Source organism: Aquimarina discodermiae (assembly GCF_040786235.1).
GTDB lineage: Bacteria > Bacteroidota > Bacteroidia > Flavobacteriales > Flavobacteriaceae > Aquimarina.
The window spans coordinates 1-18,807 of the sequence record NZ_JBFMKP010000009.1 but is presented as its reverse complement, the minus strand read 5'-3'; the positions used below and the strand labels follow the sequence as shown (position 1 = coordinate 18,807).

Here is an 18,807-nt window from a genome sequence, read left to right as displayed (position 1 = left end):
ATTGGGGAGTATTTATTTAGAAATATTTTTAATCTGTGAACGTCCACCATACGCCATAGAAATCATCATTAGGATTTGCAACACTAATAAATCTACCTGCTAATCTCCATTCGTCACTGTTATTATCATTTTCAAAATTACCCGTTTCTTCATAGATAAATCCATTAGGGACTGACCAAAAGTCAAGTAATGGTTGTATTCTGGTTTTCCAATAATTTGCAAGACTTGTACCACTACCTGTATCATGCAATCCGACATAGGTAAACTTTATGATGTTATCACAGGTGACAGTCATATCGTATTCGTAATCCGCAAAAAACGGCCCGAAACTTCCATCGATTCTACCACCCACAAAAGTCAAATAAGCTTTGTTGTTTTCAGGCTCAAGAGTCCACAACCAATAAAGCATTTTATCAGAATCTGGTTGAAGGTTTGTATTTATTGTTGCGACAATATCCCAGAAGCTATTATCTAATAATGGCGAATTTCCATATTTATCAATATCATAACCATAAACAGAGCGTTTACCAATTTCTATCAATAGAGCAAATTCATTTATCATTCCAGAAACTTCACTGCTGCGCAGAGTTGCTGTTAAGTTATCTACGGTAGATGTAAAAGAATTTGAATTCTCATCAAAAGTAAAAGATGTGAACTCTTTATTATTAATAATCACAGGTTCAATAAAATCGAAGCCGTTATCTGTAATTTTTAAAGAGAAGGTTTCATATAAAACATCACATGTGGTTGCATGTTTCCCTAGAATATTGATTTGTCTTAAAACGGGATTAAAAGAAAAAATTGATTTGAACACTTCGGTGTTAGTATTATCGGTAACAGTAAATGTTCTTCTGTATTCATTATTATCAAAATCATCTTTTAAACGTTCTTCCTGCACTCTATTAGCCAGAATTTGATCTTTATCTGAAGAAGTTGCAGGGATCAAGGTAACTAAAGATTGATCACCGCTATCAGATTCACTTTTAAGAACAATCTTTTCTTCGGATATTTCGTCAATAATAAATTCATATTCAGCTCCCAAAGTAAAGTTCTCAACTTCAAACAATTTATGAAGTAAAGAATAGTTTTCGAATATAAGTTCTGGTAACTGGCCTATATTAACGCGATATGTGCTTGGCAAATCATCTTCTCCATTATTATAATCAGAAGAAATAGCTACCGTATTATCTTCATTAAAAGTAAAGTGAATACCAAAAACAGCTTTATTTTCATCGGGTTGGTACGCTGCTGTCCAACCATTCTGTGCACTTTTTAATATATTTCGATACTTTTCTAGCTCGGTAGTTACGCGAGTATTAGATTCTTCTTCAAATAACGGAATAACTTCATTATCATCATTACAAGCTACAAAGCTCATTGCGATTACAAGTATGTATATTTTTAGTTGTTTTAACATTACAAATAGTGTTTTAATTCTTATTCTTTAAAAACTCATCTCTTACTTTTAAGAGATCTATTCCTACATCTTCATCAAGGTACTTTACAACTGCATCATATTTTTGTTGAATAATTTTTCTACCTTCATTTTTATCAAGACAATTTTGACCTTGCCCTGTACAATCTTCCTGAGCTAAAAATTTGGTATTAAATTCATCTGGATCTGTCACGATGATCATAGAAACCAACTCAGCAAAATCTTCTGTCACTGCAGAAGTCCCATAATTGGTAACCATTCCTCTGGCAATGGCTTCATCCTGTGTTAATTCTATCCATGAGTTAGGGGATGTATATCCTTCTTTAGAGATGTTGAAAAAGGCTTCAACATCAAAATTGAAGTTCTGATCAATCATGTGAGCAAATTCGTGATGAGCAAATCTTAGTGTTTTAATAATCCATTCTTCATCATTTGGATCATAGTTATTGATATTGGTTAAGGTTACTCGTACTCCTCCTTCTGCAATACCTAATGTTTGAGAACCATCTGCATTAACAATTGGTGCTCCTAACAAAACAATTTCTGCAGGAAAATAAGTCTGTAAAAAATCTTCTCCCTTATCAGAAGCCACATTATAAGGGGCAATCCAAAGTTTTTTAACCAATTCTAAAGTAGGTTTTACAACCTCTAATTTTGGCGGAGTCACCTTAAATCTAGAATCTACAAAATTATCAACAAATTTATAGATGATATTGGTACCATATGGATCTCTAAAACTACTTTTTAGATATTCGTCCAATTCGTTTGTAGATTCTTCTTCAGTTTCAAATATTGGTTTTACTTCAATGGTTTCTTCTCGATCACATCCAGTTACAGAAATGATAATTAAACCTACGAAGAGAAACAATAATGCGGAGTTTAAAAAAATCTTTGTTTTCATAATAAGTAGTTTATCTTGGGTTAGGGGTTAGTCCAAATGCGATCGCATCATTAGGAAGTTGAATCGCTTTTCTGAGATCATTTTCTGACAAGGTAATTGTACTACCTCCTAGACTAACCGGGAAAGTATGAGTAACAGATAAATTATGTCTTTTAATATCAAACCATCGTAAACCATGACCTTTAAATTCCTTTTTGCGTTCATGCATTAGCAATTCAAATAGCGTACTTTTTTCGTCGGTGGTATTATAAAAATTCATCAACGAGGTCATATTATCAAATTCTCGATCATAATAACGCTCTTTGGCTAAAATATTAATATCTGCAAGTGCAGCGGTGTTATTATTTAGTTCCAGCTGGGCTTCAGCTCTATTAAGTAATACCTCTTCTCCTTTTAATTCTATGGCTATATGATAAGGAAATACAACAGTAGATGTTGGATTTTCTCTTTCTACATATTCTCTTGGCCTTACAAGTTTTGCAGCATCTGTTCCAAAAGTCCAGAAATTACCCAGATTTCTCCTTTCATCACTGATATCGAAAGGGTTTTTTAATAATTCTTCGATCTGAGGAACATTTGATTGAAACCCTAGCGTTACCCTTTGGAATGTACTAGCCTTTCTCATCAACAGTAAATTACTTTCGTCATTAGGGTCTCCATAGATGTCTGCTCTTGCTGTATATCCTGCAATGTTAAATTCATCATAGCTTTTTACATATTGACTAGCATTTCCTCCTAGGAATAAATCACTGTATTTTATGCAGTTAGCGTAATCTCTTTTCCATAAATAATACCTTGATGCAAATGCTTGTGCAGCTTTTTTTGTAAAATGATATTTTTTGGTTCCAGAGAAAATTTCATCATTTATTAATGATAACCCTTCTAATAAATCTTTTTCAACCAAATCATATACTTCTGCTACTGTATTTCTTGTATAGTCAGGTAAAAATTCTGTTTCGGGTTCTGTAACATAGGGTACTCCTAAATTAGAAGATGCGTTATCATCATAATGTAAGCCAAACATGTTTACAAGCATAAAATGGCTATATGCTCTTGATAATAAAGCTTCACCTCTAACGGCGTTCTTTAATTTTTGATCACCTTCTAACTGATCAAGAACTTTTAGTACCTGATTTGCATGTGCAATACCGGCATAAGATCGATCCCAGAAAAACGTGGGAGAATCGGTACCTACCTCCGTAATATCTTCCCATCCGTAAATTTGTAAATCTATTTGACGAATTGTATTACCTCCAGCGTTTTGTGAAATACCATTTGCATCAGGGTTTCCCGTTGGACCAACTAGGTCTGTAAATCCATCTGTAAATGCGTATGAACCAGAAGAATATGAATTAGCAACTATTTTGGCTGCTTTTTCTATAGAATTAAGCTCTAATCTGTCATCTGGTGATTCTTCTAAATATTCGTCACAGCTAAAAGCAAAAGTAACCAGAAGAAGAAGTATGTATTTATTTATTTTGTAGCTCTTCATAATTTATCTTTTTAAAATCCAACATTAAGTGAAAAAGAAACTGTTTTTGCAACAGGTAAGGCAGCACCTCCAGAATTAAAAAACTCAGGATCTTGTCCATTTAAACCTTTGTCAGAATATAAAAGGAATAAATTTTCACCTTGTAAACGAAGTCTTGCAGAAGTCAAACCTAGTCTCTTGGTATAAGAAGAAGGTATTGTATAACCAAGTGCAATAGATCTCATTCGTGCATAGGTTCCGTCTACCACACGTAAATTACTTCTGTTGTATAGTTGATACGCATTGTCACCTCCTAATTCATTGATAGCAGCATCTCTTTCTAAGATGGCAGGAATATTGGTAACATTTTCATCTCCCGGAAGTCTCCAACGATTAATTAACTCTCCTGGTAGCGAGTTAAAATCGGTATAGCGATTAGAGAAGTTACTGTTAAGTCGTATTTTGTAGTCAAACTTAAAAGAAACGTTTGCTGATAGTGTGAAATTGTTAATTTTAAAAGTATTACTAAAACCACCTGCACCTCTTGGTTGCGTTGGGCCTTCGTACTTTAAAATCTTATCAATATCTTCTCTACTCTGAAGGTTAATGTTGGTTACAATATTATTATCTGCATCAAAAAAGGTTGGAATTCCAAATTCATTTAACCCTGCAAATCGAACAGAATACAGAGCAGAAATTTCTCTACCAGAATTAGGAGCTCCAGAAGGAGTTAGTAAGTCTAATAAACGAGGGTTAAATTGAAGTTCCTGAACTTCTTCTGTGTTATATCCTACGTTTAGATTAGTAGACCATTCAAAGTTTCTGGTTTTTATGTTCACTGTAGACAATGAAAATTCGTAACCTTCAACATCTAAGTCTGCATAGTTACCTGTTTTAAAAGCTTCACCGCCAACACCACTGTTTTTTACAGTTCCTATAAGATCGAAAGAATTACGTTTGTAATATCCTAATTCTCCTGAAACTCGATTGGTAAATAATGAGTATTCTAAGCCAACACTAAATTCTTTTAATTTTTCGAAAGTTAAATCCTGATTTTCTAAAGAATTTATAAAGATGATATTTTCTACATCATCTGGGCGTATAGTAACACCTCCTCTTAAATCTAATGTTGCACTGGTTAATGGTCCTCGACCTCCGGATAAACCATACGTTGCTTTTAATTTTAATATGTTTACCCAATCTACATTAAAGAAGTTTTCTTTATCAATATTCCAAGCACCACTTATGTTATAGTTGGTAAGGTATCTGGATCGCGGACTGGATCCTTGTAAATTAGATCCATCATACCTCAAAGTACCATTAATAGTATATTTACGATCAAATGTATACCCAGCGTTCAAGAAAACCCCAACAAAACGATCTTTAAAATTACTGATGTTAAAATATTGATCATTTTGGTCACTTAATTGATCAATAGCATCTGGGTTTGTGTTTATTAAGAATCCGTTTTCATAGCTAATTCCTATCCCATTATATTCTCTTTGTTGTCTGTTGGTTGATTTAATTTCCTGACCTAAAAGGAAAGTAAAATCATGGTTATCTCCAACGCTTGGGTTCCAGGAGACAGAATTTCTCCAATACAAATAATCTAAAATGTCTTCGTTATAAATGTTAAAACCTCCTTCTGGCAGAATAGAATATCTAGGCCTCAATGGGTTTTCTGGGTCCTGATATAAAAATGGATTTATATTGGCCAAAATCCCTTCATCTGCTCTAAAAGCCTCTGCCTGATTAGAATTGTCGCTTATTATGTGCTCACGTTGTGTAATGGCCTTACGATAATTGAAGGTAGAGGTCGCTTTGAAGTTCTCAGTTATTTTATAATCTATATCTGTTTGAAAAGTGATGTCTGTAACATCTATATTTATAAAATTATTCTTTAGTTCATGAATGATATTAAAAGGAGCATAGTTTTTTCTAAAAAATTCTAAATTCCCATTTTCATCATAAGTAGTAACACTTCTACTATTGGTTAATGAAAAATTAAATGGGTTAATTTCAAATTCACGTTCAAACTCTCCGGTAATTAAGTTCAAACTTCTGTCATTTGTACCAGGTGTAACCTGATCTCTAAAACTTCCTGTCAAACCAGTACTAATAGAAAATTGATCACTAAGATTAAACTTGGTGTTTAATTTGGTAGTATAACGTTGTGCGTTATCACCAATGGTTTGCCCTTCATCATTTAAATAACTTGCAGAAAAATAATAAGTAGCATCATCATTACCTCCAGAAACACTTAGTGAATGACTTTGTTGTAATGATAAATCAGTAAATAGTGTTTTAAACCAATCGGTATTGGCTGCTTGATAACGGTTAAAAAAACTATCAGCCAATTGTCCATTAGCTCCGATTTCTACATCATTCGTTCTTCTCAAATCATAATACTGTCCTAAAACACCATAAGATTCTGCGACTTGAGCTGTGGTTAAATCAATTAAACCTTTGTTTACTAACTCTGCATAAATGGTTAATTCTTGTTGGGAGTTTAAAACATTAAAATTAGTATACCTTGGTCTTAATCGAAAAGAAAAATTATTACTATAGTTAACACTTAAACCACCCTTTTTTCCTTTTTTGGTAGTAATTACAATAACTCCATTTTTGGCACGAGCACCATAAAGAGCGGTTGCCGAAGCATCTTTAAGAATCGAAAAACTTTTAATATCATCTGGGTTTAATCCCGCGATAGAAGATCCGATAAGCGAGTTTATATCTCCAGAAGCTAAATCTCCTTGACTTAGTTCGACATTATCTTCTAGAATTACACCATCAACTACCCAAATTGGGTTATTATTACCATTAAGTGAAGTATTTCCTCGAATTCTTATCCTTGGAGAAGCTCCAAAAGTACCCGATAGGTTATCTACAACTACTCCTGCATCTCTTCCCTCTAATAATCGAGAAGCATCAGATACTCCATCAATTTTAATATCATCTAGGTTAAGTTTTGTAGCAACACCAGCAAATAAGCGACGATCCACTGTTTTATAACCATCGGTTATAATAACCTCGTCTAGTGCCTCTACAGATTCGATCATTTCTACATTGTAGGTAATCTTATTTTTGTTAGAAATAGTAATAGTTTGTGTTTGAAATCCCAAACTTTCAATTTTTATAACATCTCCTACAGAAACACGTATTTTAAAGTTTCCATCAAAATCTGTAACCACTCCTGTAGTAGTTCCTGCAATAGAAACTGTTGTTCCGGGAATGGGGAGTCCGTTTTTATCAACAATTTGTCCACTAATTTCATGACCTTGTTGAAGAGTAGGAGTGGTTACAACCGATTTAGGTTTTTGAGGCTTTGTTTTAGAAACATTACGTTTCTTAACTAAAACAATTTGTTTGTCAACAATTTTGTAAGTGATAGAAGTACCTTTAAAGATTCTATCTAAGATATATTCGATTTTTTTGTTAGAAACCTTGAGTGATATTTTTCGTTTAGTATTGACTTCAGAGTCCTTAAAAAACACTTTAAATTCTGTTTTTTGCTGTATAATCCCAAAAACTTTTTCGATAGTGTAGTTTTTAATATCTAACGAAATTTTTGTGTTTTGAGAGTATGTACTTGCATTAATTCTAAACAGAGATAAAACAATAAGTAGTGTTGTTAGCCTCATTTTTAAATTAAAATTTGTTTTTATCGCACCATCTATAAGGTCCGTTTTAATTTTTTTCATATTTTGAATATGATTTAATGATTGAACTGTTGTTAAATTATATGTATTTTAAATCGAGAAATGTTGCAGCGTTTCTCGATTTTTTGTTTGGGGATGGTTCTTAGAGCATAGGTTTTGTAGGTTTTAGGGGTTTATAATTATTTCGTTTCCTTTTATATTTACGTTAAAAAAAGTATTGCTTTTAAAAGTGTTTAGGACATCTTCAATGTTTTCTATATCAAACTGACCTGTAAATTTTTCGTCTTTAATCTTATGATAATTAATAGTTATTTTTTTGTCATAAAAACGTTCCAATTTTTTCATAATACTTTCAAACTTTTCGTTTTTGAAAAGTAATACACCATCAACCCAGGCAATATAGTTTTTGGAATCTACATTCGAAACCTGTACTTCTTTTTTAGATTTTGAATGACTAGCTTTTTGTTGTGGTTTAAGTTTTTGATCTGTGGCGGGGTCAAATCTTGATTTTTCTTTAAAAACTCCGACACTACCCTCTACCAAAACAACTTCAGAGAAGCTATCATTTGCATAAGAAGAAACATTGAATTTTGTTCCGAAAACTTCGGTCTTGATACCATTGGTTGATACAATAAAAGCATCTTTTTCATTACGCATAACTTCAAAATATGCTTCCCCAGATAATTCTACTTCACGAAGCTGGCCAGGTACAAAATGTGAAGGAAATTTGAGGGTGGTTCCAGAATTAACATTAACAATTGTTCCATCTGCTAATACTAGTTTAAACTTCTTTCCGTAAGGAACTGTCAAAGTATTAATTTTTGGAGGTGTCTTAGAAGAATCATTCACATCATAGACCAACTTGTTATTTTCTTGTATGCCTAAGATGATACCTTCTTTGCTTTTTATTTCTTTAAAAACCTCACTTTCTTTAAGAATTTCTGGGCTTTCATCATCTAGTTGTAGAGTAATTTGATTGTTGTTTTGATTGGGATCTTTACTATTTAGGTAAACATATGTTGATGTTCCCGCTACCAATAATCCAACAAAAATTGCAGCATACTTTAAAAAACTAGAGGTTTTGTTTTTTCTAACTCTGGTAGACCGAGTATTTTTTTTGATCTGAACTTGAAATTTGGAAAAAGCTTGTTCATTATCAAAATCATTATTACCCATTTGGATATAATGATTGGTAATTATATATTCTTTAAATTTTTCTAAATAATTTTTATCTTTAAGTAATGTTTCAAATTCTGATACTTCCTGATCAGACATCTCATTATTTAGGTACTTATGTATTCGATTTATTTCTAAATCTTCGTGTTTTTTCATGAAGCTTGTAAAAATGTATATATTAATGACTTTTTAAAAATATAAAACCCCTATTTTTTTGATTTTTTTTTTTTTTAATATAATGTAATGCTTTTGTTAATTATTTTTGCAGGAAATAAATACGATAGATATTAATAGAGATACTCAAATAGAAGAGCTAAAAAGAGGAAATGAATTTGTTTATAGGCGTTTGTATGAAATGCATTATAACGAACTTTGCTCTTATATCTATAGCATGTCAAATAATAAACAACAGTCAGAGGACATTGTTCAAAATGTAATGCTTAAAATTTGGAAAAACAAAGAAAACCTGAAAATCAATTCTTCTATTAGAAACTATCTTTATAAGTCGTGCTATAATGAATTAATCGATAGTTATAAAAAAAATAAAAAAGAGCTTAATTATATAGAGTTGACTAGAAAAAACGCCTTAGATTTTATTGTTGAGGAGGACACAGATATCATTAATAGTCGTTTGATTAGGGTAAAGTCAGAAATCGAAAAGCTACCTAAAAAATGTAAAGAAGCTTTTATTTTGAACAAATTACGAGGACTTAAATATAAAGAAGTAGCCGAGTATTTGGATATTTCTGTGAAAACGGTAGAAATCCATATCTCAAAGGCAATGTCACGAATTAGAGAGGCAATTTTTGAAGATAAAGCTTAATTGTTTGTTGTTATTTTCTTTATTATTTACGTATAGCATATAGACCTAGGAAAGGACCAATACCTAAAAAGATATATAATAAACTATTGTCTATTTCTTCTGCTAGATAGGAGAGTAGTTGTATACTAACAATCGTTACAGCAAAGCCTAAGCAATTTGCGATAGTTAATGCAGTTCCTTTAAGGTCTGGTGGAGCAGCTAATGCAATCATTGTTGAAAATTGAGGAGAATCAGAAATAACGACCATCCCCCATACACAGAGTGCCGCTAAAAACAATTTTGGCGGAAGTAAAAATAAAAGTGGAGAAATAAGACAAAATATCCCTGAGATCAGTAAGGAAAAAGAAGCTACTTTTTTACTTCCAGATTTTAAAGATATAAAACCACCTAGAATACAAGAAAAAACACCAATAGCAATTATCAAAAACGACCAAAAAGAAACCTCAATATGTATAGATTGCGAGCGTATGTATGTTTTTAGGATGACAGGAATGAACCCCCAAAAAGCATATAGTTCCCACATATGGCCAAAATATCCTAAGGCGGCTTTTCTAAAATTGGGAATAGAAAAAAGTTGAATGGCTATTCCTAGTTGAAATTTAGAAACCAATTTTCGATAAGGCCCATCAGGAACAAATTTCCACATGGCTAATCCACCTATAAAGGATAAGATAGAGGTGCTAATAATAACAGCATTATAGTCATTACTCCATGAAAATTGATTGATTAAATGAGGAATTGCAGTCCCTAGTACTAAAGCTCCTACGAGATAACCTAGCGCTTTTCCGAGGTTTCCCTTATAATAATCAGAAGCTATTTTCATACCTATAGGATAAATTCCTGCCAGAAAAAAACCAGTAGCAAATCTAGCCGTAAGTAAGTTGAAGACTGTAATATTTGGTATCAAAATAGATAGGTTACATAGACCTCCAAGTATTGCACTAATTAGAAAAATTTTTGAAGGAGAAAAACGATCTGCCAGTGTAATTAATGCAAAGGTTAGTGTACCTACAATAAAACCAAATTGAACAAAGGAAATTAAGTATCCAAGAATGTTAAAACCGGCATTAAAATGAATAGCTAATTCATCAATTACTGCATTGCCAGCAAACCATAACGAAGTGCAAAAGAATTGAGAAATAATAATAACCGGAAGTATGTAGAATTTTGTTTTCAATAAATTATTCTTTTAAAATAATAGTGCCAAAATTATCAGCGTTTTGGAGTTTTGTGTTTTTTTCTTGACCAGGTATAAAAACCGAGCCTATCAAGTTTTCTCTTTGTAGACTATTATCGTTATCATTATAAGCAATTGCAAACCCTGCTTTTTGACCTGCGGTTAGAGTTATTGGATCGTTTACATTCCCTTCTCTATAGGTGTCATCATAAAGTAAAATTTCAAACTCCCATACTGTAACATCTTTTTGAGTTGTACGTCTTGTTGTAATGTGGTTATTAAAAAATATTGGTTTTTTGTTGAGATCTTTAGAAACAACGTTTCCATAAAAATCAATGTTATATGTAAAGGCCGAGTTAGAATCTAGATGATTACCTCCAGAATTATCAGCATCTATAAATATTTCAATACTATCATCATTCCACCAGAACTTTAATGGATCTTTGTTGGCGTCATAAAAAATATCATCTTTAATCTCTACCAGTACATATAAAGCCTCTGGAGTCCAGGCAAGCTTATATCTTCCAAAAAAATCATTAAACGTGTACCGAGAGCCCTGCCATTTTTGATCAAACCCATGCCAAATCACCTTTTTCCATATTGGGTCGTTCATTTTTCCATCTATTTTAGGTACAATAACAGCTCTTTTTATTTCAATAATATGATGATCTGTTTTGATCGGTTTAGTGTTTATTAAAAAGAGACGTCCCCAAATACTATGTATAGAGCCTAAAGTAGAGAATAATAAACAAAGGAAAAGTATTTTTTTCATGTACAACCGAGTCATGTAGTTACAATAAAAGTAGTAAACAAAACTTAAAAGTAACTAGTAAATTTAAATAATAACTGTTTTTTATTGATTTAAATAATTTTCCTATTGTATTCGTATTCATTGACATAATTGAATATTTGAAAGACTGAAGTTTTTATAAAACACTTGGAGAAGATACCTATAGTATCTTTTATATGTTTGTGGTACTATTTTATAAGATATATTATTTAGATTTTATCAGTTACTCTAATTTTTAGAGATATAAATTTCTATAATTTATTGTATACTGTTAAATAAAAGTTATATTTATGTGGCTAAAACCTTGTGAAATACGGTTTTTGCGTAAATCCCCCCCCTCTCATAATTGAAGATGTTGTAATTGAAGTATTAAAAGGATGTAATTTTAATATTTCATAAATATAATGAAGGGTTGTGAACAAAGTTTTATGACTTTGTATCTTTAGTATTATTAACGATAAAGTTTAATGATATAGTAACAATCGATGTAAAGCAAAATGAATTCAATACTTAATTTATTTTAATTATGAAGGGATTTTTTAAAAGCATACTAGTTGTTTTTTTTCTACTTCCATTTGTTTTTTTCGGGCAGGAAGAGAAAGGCTATTATAAATGGTTTGATCAAGTAATTGGCCATGATCATTTAGCATTACATTGTGGGACTCAATATATAGATAGAGAGACAGGTAGAGTTTATAAAGGAGAGCATGCTTTTTTTAAATCTGATAAATCTCTATTAGGAACTATTTATTACGATGGCCAGGTATACTATGATTTTCATATGAAATACAATTTAGAGACGGATAAATTACTGATCGAAGTAAAAGGCACTTCTCTTTCTGTTTTGCAATTAGTTAGTTCTAAAATTGAAAAATTTACAATTGAAGGCAATAATTTTATCAAGATAGATCGACAAATTGATGATAGAAGAATAAATGGTTTTTATGAATTATTATTAGAAAAAGAATCTTTTCAATTATTAAAAAAGCATACAGCTACGCGTATAGGGCGAATCGATAATGTTGCTGGCAAAAATAAATTATTAGTTAAGTTTAGGAAAAAAAGCTGGCATATACTAAATACTAAAGAAGGTTTTCTGGATATAAAGTCTAAAGTAGATATTGGTAGAGTTTACCCTCATCTAAGGAAAGAAATTAAATCATTTTATCGAGAATATCAGGTATTGCGAAACGAAGAACCAGATGCTTTTATGAAAAAACTTTTCTACATAATTATTCAACCTTCAGTTTTAGAAAATGAATTATAAGGATTACCTTTTTTTAATTGTTCTATGGTTTACATTAGGTGTATACTCACAACAAAAAACGCCATTAGTATCAGTTTCATTTGAAAACTCTAATTTGAAATCAGTACTTCATCAAATAGAATCTCAGACACAATATCGTTTTTATTATGTTGATTATTGGTTAGATGATTATAATGATTTATCGGGGAATTATAAGGATACACCAATATCACAGGTTTTAAAAGAGATTTTTAAAGAGACTGTTTTTAATTTTTATTTTGTTGATAATAAGAGGGTTATTTTAACCCGAAATGCTATTGTCTATGATGTTCTTCCAGAGAGTCTTTTTGGAAAACATAAAGATAGTATGGATATAAAGGAGGAGAATAAGGAGATTGATCCAATTTTCACCAATGGAAAAAAGATTTCTAGAAAAATTACTATCGAGAGTATCAGAATTGGAAAAGCAACAAAGAGTAGATCTAATCAAAAATATAGATTGTTAGGAAAAATAATCAATGCAGTCTCTGGAAAAGCGATATCAGGAGTAATTGTAGTTGTGAATGGTTATGATGTGGGCATTCGGTCTGATAAAAATGGTTTTTATGAATTAGAATTATCCAGAGGAGAAAATACTATTGGCTATAATGCGATCGGGATGAAACACGAAACTAAAAGAATACTTTTGTATAATGATGGGAAATATGATGTTTCTTTATTCGAAAAGGTGGAGCAACTTGGTGAAGTTATGTTGCAAACAGAAGTTAACAAGAACGTTGAAGAGACCACGACAAGAACCAAAATAGATGTTGAAGAATCAAAAAATATCCCGTTAGCTCTTGGAGAGCGTGATGTATTAAAGGTAGCAACTACATTACCTGGTATTACTACTGCAGGAGAAGGTTCTTCTGGATATAATGTTAGAGGTGGTAAATCAGATCAAAACCTAATTTTGTTAGATGATGCAGTTATTTACAATCCACAGCATTTTTTTGGGATATTTTCTGCGCTTAACCCTTTTGTTCTGGGAGATGTAAACATTTATAAAAATGGAATACCTGCAGAATATGGAGGAAGACTTTCTTCGGTTTTTGATTTAACTACCAAAGATGCAGATACAGATAAGTTTAAAGGAGAAGTTTCTATTGGTCCAGTTACAGGAAATGTTCTTGTTGAAACTCCCGTGCTAAAAGAAAAGGCAGGCGTTTTGGTAGGAGGTAGAGGAGCATATGCAAATTGGGTTTTAAACAATTTGGATGAAGAGTCACTTAAAGATAGCGGAGCTTCATTTTATGATATTGTAGCAAAATATAATCATCAAATTACAGAAAACTCTAAAATAGAAGCAACCGCATATATGAGTAGAGATGATTTTAGTATCACATCTGATTCTTTGTACATTTATAAAAATAGAGCATTGTCTTTACGGTGGAATTACAGGTTTAACGAAAAAAATACAGGAAAACTTGCTTTGTCAAATAGTCAATATAAATTCAATATTGAATATGAAGGAGAAACAAATAATAGCTTTGAACAAGGATATAGTATAGATGAAACAGAATTAAAGTTTCATTTTAAATATTTGTATAGTGACCAACTAAAATTCGATTATGGAGTTGCAAGCAAGTATTATGTTGTAAAGCCAGGAAGTATTAAACCGATAGGTACTCAATCAATTGTTTCTCCTTTTTCTATTGATCAGGAACAAGCTTTAGAATCTGCCGCTTTCTTAATAACAAAGGTTGATATCACTAAAAAATTTACTATGGAGGCTGGTTTACGTTATTCTGTGTTTAACGCATTGGGCGAAAGTAAACAAAGTGTTTTTAGAGAAGGAGTTCCTAAAAGCGAAAATACAGTAGTAAACACTGTATCTTTTAATAAAAATGAAGTTATTAAAACCTATGGAGGGCCCGAGTTAAGAGTTGCAGGAAGATATCTTTTGGGAGAAGATTTTTCTATCAAAGCAGCCTATAATAAAACATACCAGTTTATCCATACTTTATCTAATAATACAACTGTATCTCCAATAGATACATGGAAATTATCAGACCTTAATATAAAACCACAAAGTTCTCAACAATACTCTCTAGGACTTTATAAGAATTTTAATGAAGCGATTTATGAAGTGAGTTTAGAAAGTTTTTATAAACGCTCAAAAAATATTTTAGATTTTAAAACAGGAGCAAAAACCCTGTTAAATGAAAATATCGAGAACGAAGTTTTACAAGGTAAAGGTAAATCTTATGGAATAGAGTTGCTACTTAAAAAACAGAAAGGAAAACTTTATGGATGGTTGGGGTATACTTATTCACGATCATTGATTCAATTAGATAGTCAGTTCTCTGAAGATCGAGTAAACGGAGGAGAATTTTTTCCATCAAACTTTGATAAGCCTCATGATATCAGTGCTGTATTAAATTATAAATTTACAAAACGATTTAGTCTGTCTAGTAACATAGTTTATCAAACAGGGAGGCCTGTCACATTTCCTGTAGGTAATTTTACATTTAATGGAGCAGATTTTACCGTTTATAGCGAACGAAATAAATTTAGAATACCAGATTACTATCGATTGGATGTTGGGTTTAATATAGAAGGTAACCATAAACGTAAAAAAGTAGGACATAGCTTTTGGACCATTTCTATTTATAATGTTTTAGGAAGAAATAACCCTTTGTCAGTGTTTTTTGTGACCGAGGACGGAGAAGTAAAAGGACTACAAAGTTCTGTGTTTTCTGTACCAGTACCATCAATTACGTATAATTTTAAGTTTTAATAATGATTGTAAATTGTAATAAAATCGTTGCCTACAGAAATTTTCATTTAATAACCAAAGTGCTGGTTGTATCTGTGATCTGCATCCTATTCTCAAGGTGTGTAGAACCGTTTGAAGCAGAACTAGAGGATTTTGAAAATTTTTTGGTGGTAAATAGTACGGTAACCAATGAAGTTAAGCATCATCAGGTATTTTTATCAAGAACATTTAAGTTTGAAGATGATGGACCGATAAAAGAAGAAAATGCTACGGTAAAAGTTATAGAAAATGGAACTGTCGAATACCTTTTCGAGGAAACATCTGCCGGAGTCTATCAATCGGTACAAGAGTTTGCTATTGTTACCGGTAGAGAATACCAATTATCCATCAAAACATCAAATGGTAAATCGTACATTTCTGAAAAGGAAACCTTACCAGATGAGACGCCTATTCAAGAAGTGAGTACAAGGAGAATTTTAAATGATAATAATGAAATGGGTATTGGAATTATAGTAAACACTTTTGATGTTAATGGTAATTCAAAGTATTATCGATATGAGTTTGAAGAAACCTACAGATATAACGCTCCTTTTTGGCGTCAATATGATATTGAGATTAATGGAGAAATTGTTCTTGACCCTTTTATTAATTATGGATTTGACTTAGTGCAAAGATCAGAAGAGTTAAAGACATGTTATGTTACAAATTCCTCAAATTCGATTCTTATTAATAGCACTAATAATCTTGAAGAGGGAATGGGAGCTTCTTTTTTGTTAAACTTTATAAAGACAGATGATATAAGGTTAGAAGATAGGTATAGTATTTTGGTTAGGCAATTTGTTCAGACCAGAGAAACATATAACTTCTATGAACAGCTTAAAACTTTTTCAGAATCCGAAAGTTTGTTTTCTCAGGTACAGCCAGGGTTTATTAAAGGTAATATAGTTTCAGAAAGTAATGAAAATGAACCAGTTGTAGGTATTTTTGAGGCGTCCTCTATTACCAAAAACCGAATTTTTTTCAATAGAGAAGATGTTGTGGAAGTAGGAGATCCTATATACGTAGAGCCGTGTAAAGTTATTAGCCTTAAACAAGGCAGACGTGAAAATTTAATAGATTTTTTAAGAAGAGTTAAGATAGTTGTTGTAGGAAAGAATCTTTTATATCATAGTTGGTTATTGGATATACCAGAATTTAATTTTGTTCCTAAAAGTTGTGGAGATTGCACAGAATATGGAAAAAATGCACCACCTGATTTTTGGGAAGATTGAATATAAATTAAACAATAAAAAATAATTTCAGTGAAAATTAGGGTAATTATATATACTTTGTTGTTTTTGGCTTTAAGCTTAAATGCACAACGACAATCTGTATTAAAAACGCAACAAGATGTTTTGGGATATGCTAATGTTCCTCAAGAAAGGACCTTTATTCACGCTAATACTTCTTTACTGTTTGCAGGAGAGTATTTGTATTATACTTTTTATTGCATCAATCAAAAGAGTAAGAAGTTAAGTAGTATTAGTAAAATTGCTTATGTCGCTTTGGTTGGAGAAAATGGAGAATACATTTTCGAGCACAAAATTTCTTTAAAAAATGGAATAGGCTATGGCGACTTTTTTGTGCCGGTATCAGTATCATCAGGAAATTATAAATTAGTAGGATATACGCAGTGGATGTTGAATGTGAAAGAGCATTTTTTTCAGGAAGACATTAGTGTTTTAAATCCATACCAAGGCAATCAAGATGGAGTTGTTTTTGAAGATTCGGTAAAGGATTCAGTAGTATCTTCTACAGCAATTGAGATATCAAAAAACCCAAGAATAAAAGAGAGTAACTCGAATACTTCAGATAATAGGTTCAAAATTTTTACCGATACCAAAATCTATAAAACGAGGACTAAGGTAACTTGTACAATAAAGAGTTTGTTACCTAAAAAAAATAATGGGAATTATTCTATATCAGTAAGAAAAAAGGATGGTTTTACTAAGTCGTCATTACTTTCTGCCAAAGCTTTTTATGAAAAGAATAATAGAAATCTTCCTCGTAAAAAGGCTTATGTAGGGGCTTCGATTTTTTTGCCAGAAATAAGAGGAGAATTAATTTACGGAAAAATAATTCCAAAGGATGGTTTGATGTCAGTTTCAAATCAAGATGTGGTACTATCAACCTCAGAAGATACGAGCGATATAAAAGTATCTAAAACAGATGAGAGTGGACATTTTATATTTAGTGTAAATAATAGGAACAAGGATGATACATTGTTAATTCAGGTTTTAGGAGATGATAAAGAGAATTTTACGATAATGCTCGAAGAAAGCCCCAGACTAGTATATGCTGATATGGAATTTTATAAATTTAAGGTTTCTCCAATGCTAAAGGAAACCGTCATAAAAAGAAGCATTTATAATCAGATTAGCAATAATTATTACGAAGTAAAACCTGATACTATTAAAGAACCTGTAAACAAGGTTCCTTTCTATGATAATAATCTTAAAACATACATTCTTGATGATTATACCAGGTTCGAGACGATTAAGGAAACATTAATAGAGGTGGTTGATGGGGTTTGGACAGAAAAGACTAAAGATGGAAAACTAATGTTTGAAGTGAACAGATATTACGGAATTGTTAAAGAAAATAGATTTTCACCATTACTTATTGTAGATGGCGCTATAGTACAGGATCATGATGAAATTATTTATTCGAACGCTAATATTTTTAAATCAATAAGTTATACCAAAGATCGTTATTATATAGGTTCATCTACTTTTGATGGTTTGGTTATTATAGAATCTAAGGAAAGGGATTATATGAAAACAGCCCAAAAAGACTACGTTTCTTCTGTTAATTTATCTAATTTTAAATTAAGCAAAAACTACTACAGGCAAACCTATTCCAATTCAGATAATAATTACGACCGTATTCCTGACTACAGGTGCCAACTTTTTTGGGAACCTAATTTAAGTTTGCAAGAAGATGATTTTGATTTGGAGTTTTTTACTTCTGACGTTCCAGGTGAATACGAAATTTCGATAGAAGGTTTTACCGAAAAAGGTATTCCGGTTTCTTTAGTTAAGAATATTATAGTAGAATAATACAAGAGGTTTTTTAGTCAATAATGATCTTTATACTGACATTTCTTGCAAATAACACTTTGCTTGCTTCTTTAAAATACGATCCATAAGCTTCCTAGCTGCCAAATTTCTCAGGAAAACTGTAAATATTTATGAAATTAAATTTTCGTTCACTAGTGTCCACTATAAATAATTAAATGTTCTTTGAAATTACTGATAATCTATAAGTTAAATAGCTTTTTATTGTGTGTCGATTTGAATTGACTAGGTTTGGTCGATTTAATCAGATGT

The 18,807-nt window shown here is 31.5% G+C and carries 12 protein-coding genes; 5 read left to right on the top strand and 7 right to left on the bottom strand.

Features of this window, described 5'->3' with window-relative positions:
- Nucleotides 1–28: 28 nt before the first annotated feature.
- The 5 genes from ABW636_RS07065 to ABW636_RS07045 form a co-directional block, all read right to left on the bottom strand.
- Nucleotides 29–1,417 (bottom strand): DUF4302 domain-containing protein, encoded by a 1,389-nt coding sequence (locus tag ABW636_RS07065; RefSeq protein ID WP_367589261.1) that lies wholly within the window; start codon nt 1,415–1,417, stop codon nt 29–31.
- A 13-nt stretch (nt 1,418–1,430) separates the two neighbouring features.
- Nucleotides 1,431–2,336, bottom strand: coding sequence for a substrate import-associated zinc metallohydrolase lipoprotein (locus ABW636_RS07060; RefSeq protein WP_367589260.1), 906 nt, complete (start codon nt 2,334–2,336; stop codon nt 1,431–1,433).
- Nucleotides 2,337–2,346: 10 nt separating this feature from the next.
- Nucleotides 2,347–3,828: a RagB/SusD family nutrient uptake outer membrane protein gene (locus ABW636_RS07055; protein ID WP_367589259.1), complete on the bottom strand. Its 1,482-nt coding sequence runs from the start codon at nt 3,826–3,828 to the stop codon at nt 2,347–2,349.
- 11 nt (nt 3,829–3,839) lie between these two features.
- Complete coding sequence (locus ABW636_RS07050; protein ID WP_367589258.1) at nt 3,840–7,511, bottom strand: SusC/RagA family TonB-linked outer membrane protein; 3,672 nt, start codon at nt 7,509–7,511, stop codon at nt 3,840–3,842.
- 123 nt (nt 7,512–7,634) lie between these two features.
- Entirely contained in the window at nt 7,635–8,801 is a 1,167-nt protein-coding gene (locus ABW636_RS07045) for a FecR family protein (RefSeq protein ID WP_367589257.1), read from the bottom strand.
- Between the two features lie 106 nt (nt 8,802–8,907).
- On the opposite strand from ABW636_RS07045, the gene ABW636_RS07040 reads away from it, so the two are divergent.
- On the top strand, nt 8,908–9,468 hold the full coding sequence (locus ABW636_RS07040) for an RNA polymerase sigma factor (RefSeq protein WP_367589256.1): 561 nt from the start codon (nt 8,908–8,910) through the stop codon (nt 9,466–9,468).
- A 22-nt stretch (nt 9,469–9,490) separates the two neighbouring features.
- On the opposite strand, the gene ABW636_RS07035 is transcribed toward ABW636_RS07040, so the two are convergent.
- Both ABW636_RS07035 and ABW636_RS07030 read right to left on the bottom strand, forming a co-directional pair.
- The gene (locus tag ABW636_RS07035) at nt 9,491–10,645 is read right to left on the bottom strand and encodes an MFS transporter (protein WP_367589255.1); all 1,155 of its coding nucleotides are present in this window, start codon (nt 10,643–10,645) and stop codon (nt 9,491–9,493) included.
- Nucleotides 10,646–10,649: 4 nt separating this feature from the next.
- Nucleotides 10,650–11,417 (bottom strand): sugar-binding protein, encoded by a 768-nt coding sequence (locus ABW636_RS07030; RefSeq protein WP_367589254.1) that lies wholly within the window; start codon nt 11,415–11,417, stop codon nt 10,650–10,652.
- A 544-nt stretch (nt 11,418–11,961) separates the two neighbouring features.
- Here ABW636_RS07030 and ABW636_RS07025 point away from each other — a divergent pair.
- The 4 genes from ABW636_RS07025 (at nt 11,962) to ABW636_RS07010 (ending at nt 18,537) form a co-directional block, all read left to right on the top strand.
- Nucleotides 11,962–12,702, top strand: coding sequence for a hypothetical protein (locus tag ABW636_RS07025; protein WP_367589253.1), 741 nt, complete (start codon nt 11,962–11,964; stop codon nt 12,700–12,702).
- 94 nt (nt 12,703–12,796) lie between these two features.
- Complete coding sequence (locus ABW636_RS07020) at nt 12,797–15,460, top strand: TonB-dependent receptor (protein ID WP_367589252.1); 2,664 nt, start codon at nt 12,797–12,799, stop codon at nt 15,458–15,460.
- Between the two features lie 2 nt (nt 15,461–15,462).
- Nucleotides 15,463–16,710, top strand: coding sequence for a DUF4249 domain-containing protein (locus ABW636_RS07015; RefSeq protein WP_367589251.1), 1,248 nt, complete (start codon nt 15,463–15,465; stop codon nt 16,708–16,710).
- A gap of 30 nt (nt 16,711–16,740) precedes the next feature.
- Nucleotides 16,741–18,537 (top strand): hypothetical protein, encoded by a 1,797-nt coding sequence (locus tag ABW636_RS07010; protein ID WP_367589250.1) that lies wholly within the window; start codon nt 16,741–16,743, stop codon nt 18,535–18,537.
- The last annotated feature ends 270 nt before the right edge of the window (nt 18,538–18,807 follow it).

Excerpts from the sequence above, each read along its gene's own strand:
- ABW636_RS07065 (WP_367589261.1), bottom strand. The coding sequence starts at position 1,417 with ATGTTAAAACAACTAAAAATATACATACTTGTAATCGCAATGAGCTTT.
- ABW636_RS07025 (WP_367589253.1), top strand. The coding sequence starts at position 11,962 with ATGAAGGGATTTTTTAAAAGCATACTAGTTGTTTTTTTTCTACTTCCA.
- ABW636_RS07045 (WP_367589257.1), bottom strand. The coding sequence starts at position 8,801 with ATGAAAAAACACGAAGATTTAGAAATAAATCGAATACATAAGTACCTA.
- ABW636_RS07015 (WP_367589251.1), top strand. The coding sequence starts at position 15,463 with ATGATTGTAAATTGTAATAAAATCGTTGCCTACAGAAATTTTCATTTA.
- ABW636_RS07055 (WP_367589259.1), bottom strand. The coding sequence starts at position 3,828 with ATGAAGAGCTACAAAATAAATAAATACATACTTCTTCTTCTGGTTACT.
- ABW636_RS07030 (WP_367589254.1), bottom strand. The coding sequence starts at position 11,417 with ATGAAAAAAATACTTTTCCTTTGTTTATTATTCTCTACTTTAGGCTCT.
- ABW636_RS07060 (WP_367589260.1), bottom strand. The coding sequence starts at position 2,336 with ATGAAAACAAAGATTTTTTTAAACTCCGCATTATTGTTTCTCTTCGTA.
- ABW636_RS07050 (WP_367589258.1), bottom strand. The coding sequence starts at position 7,511 with ATGAAAAAAATTAAAACGGACCTTATAGATGGTGCGATAAAAACAAAT.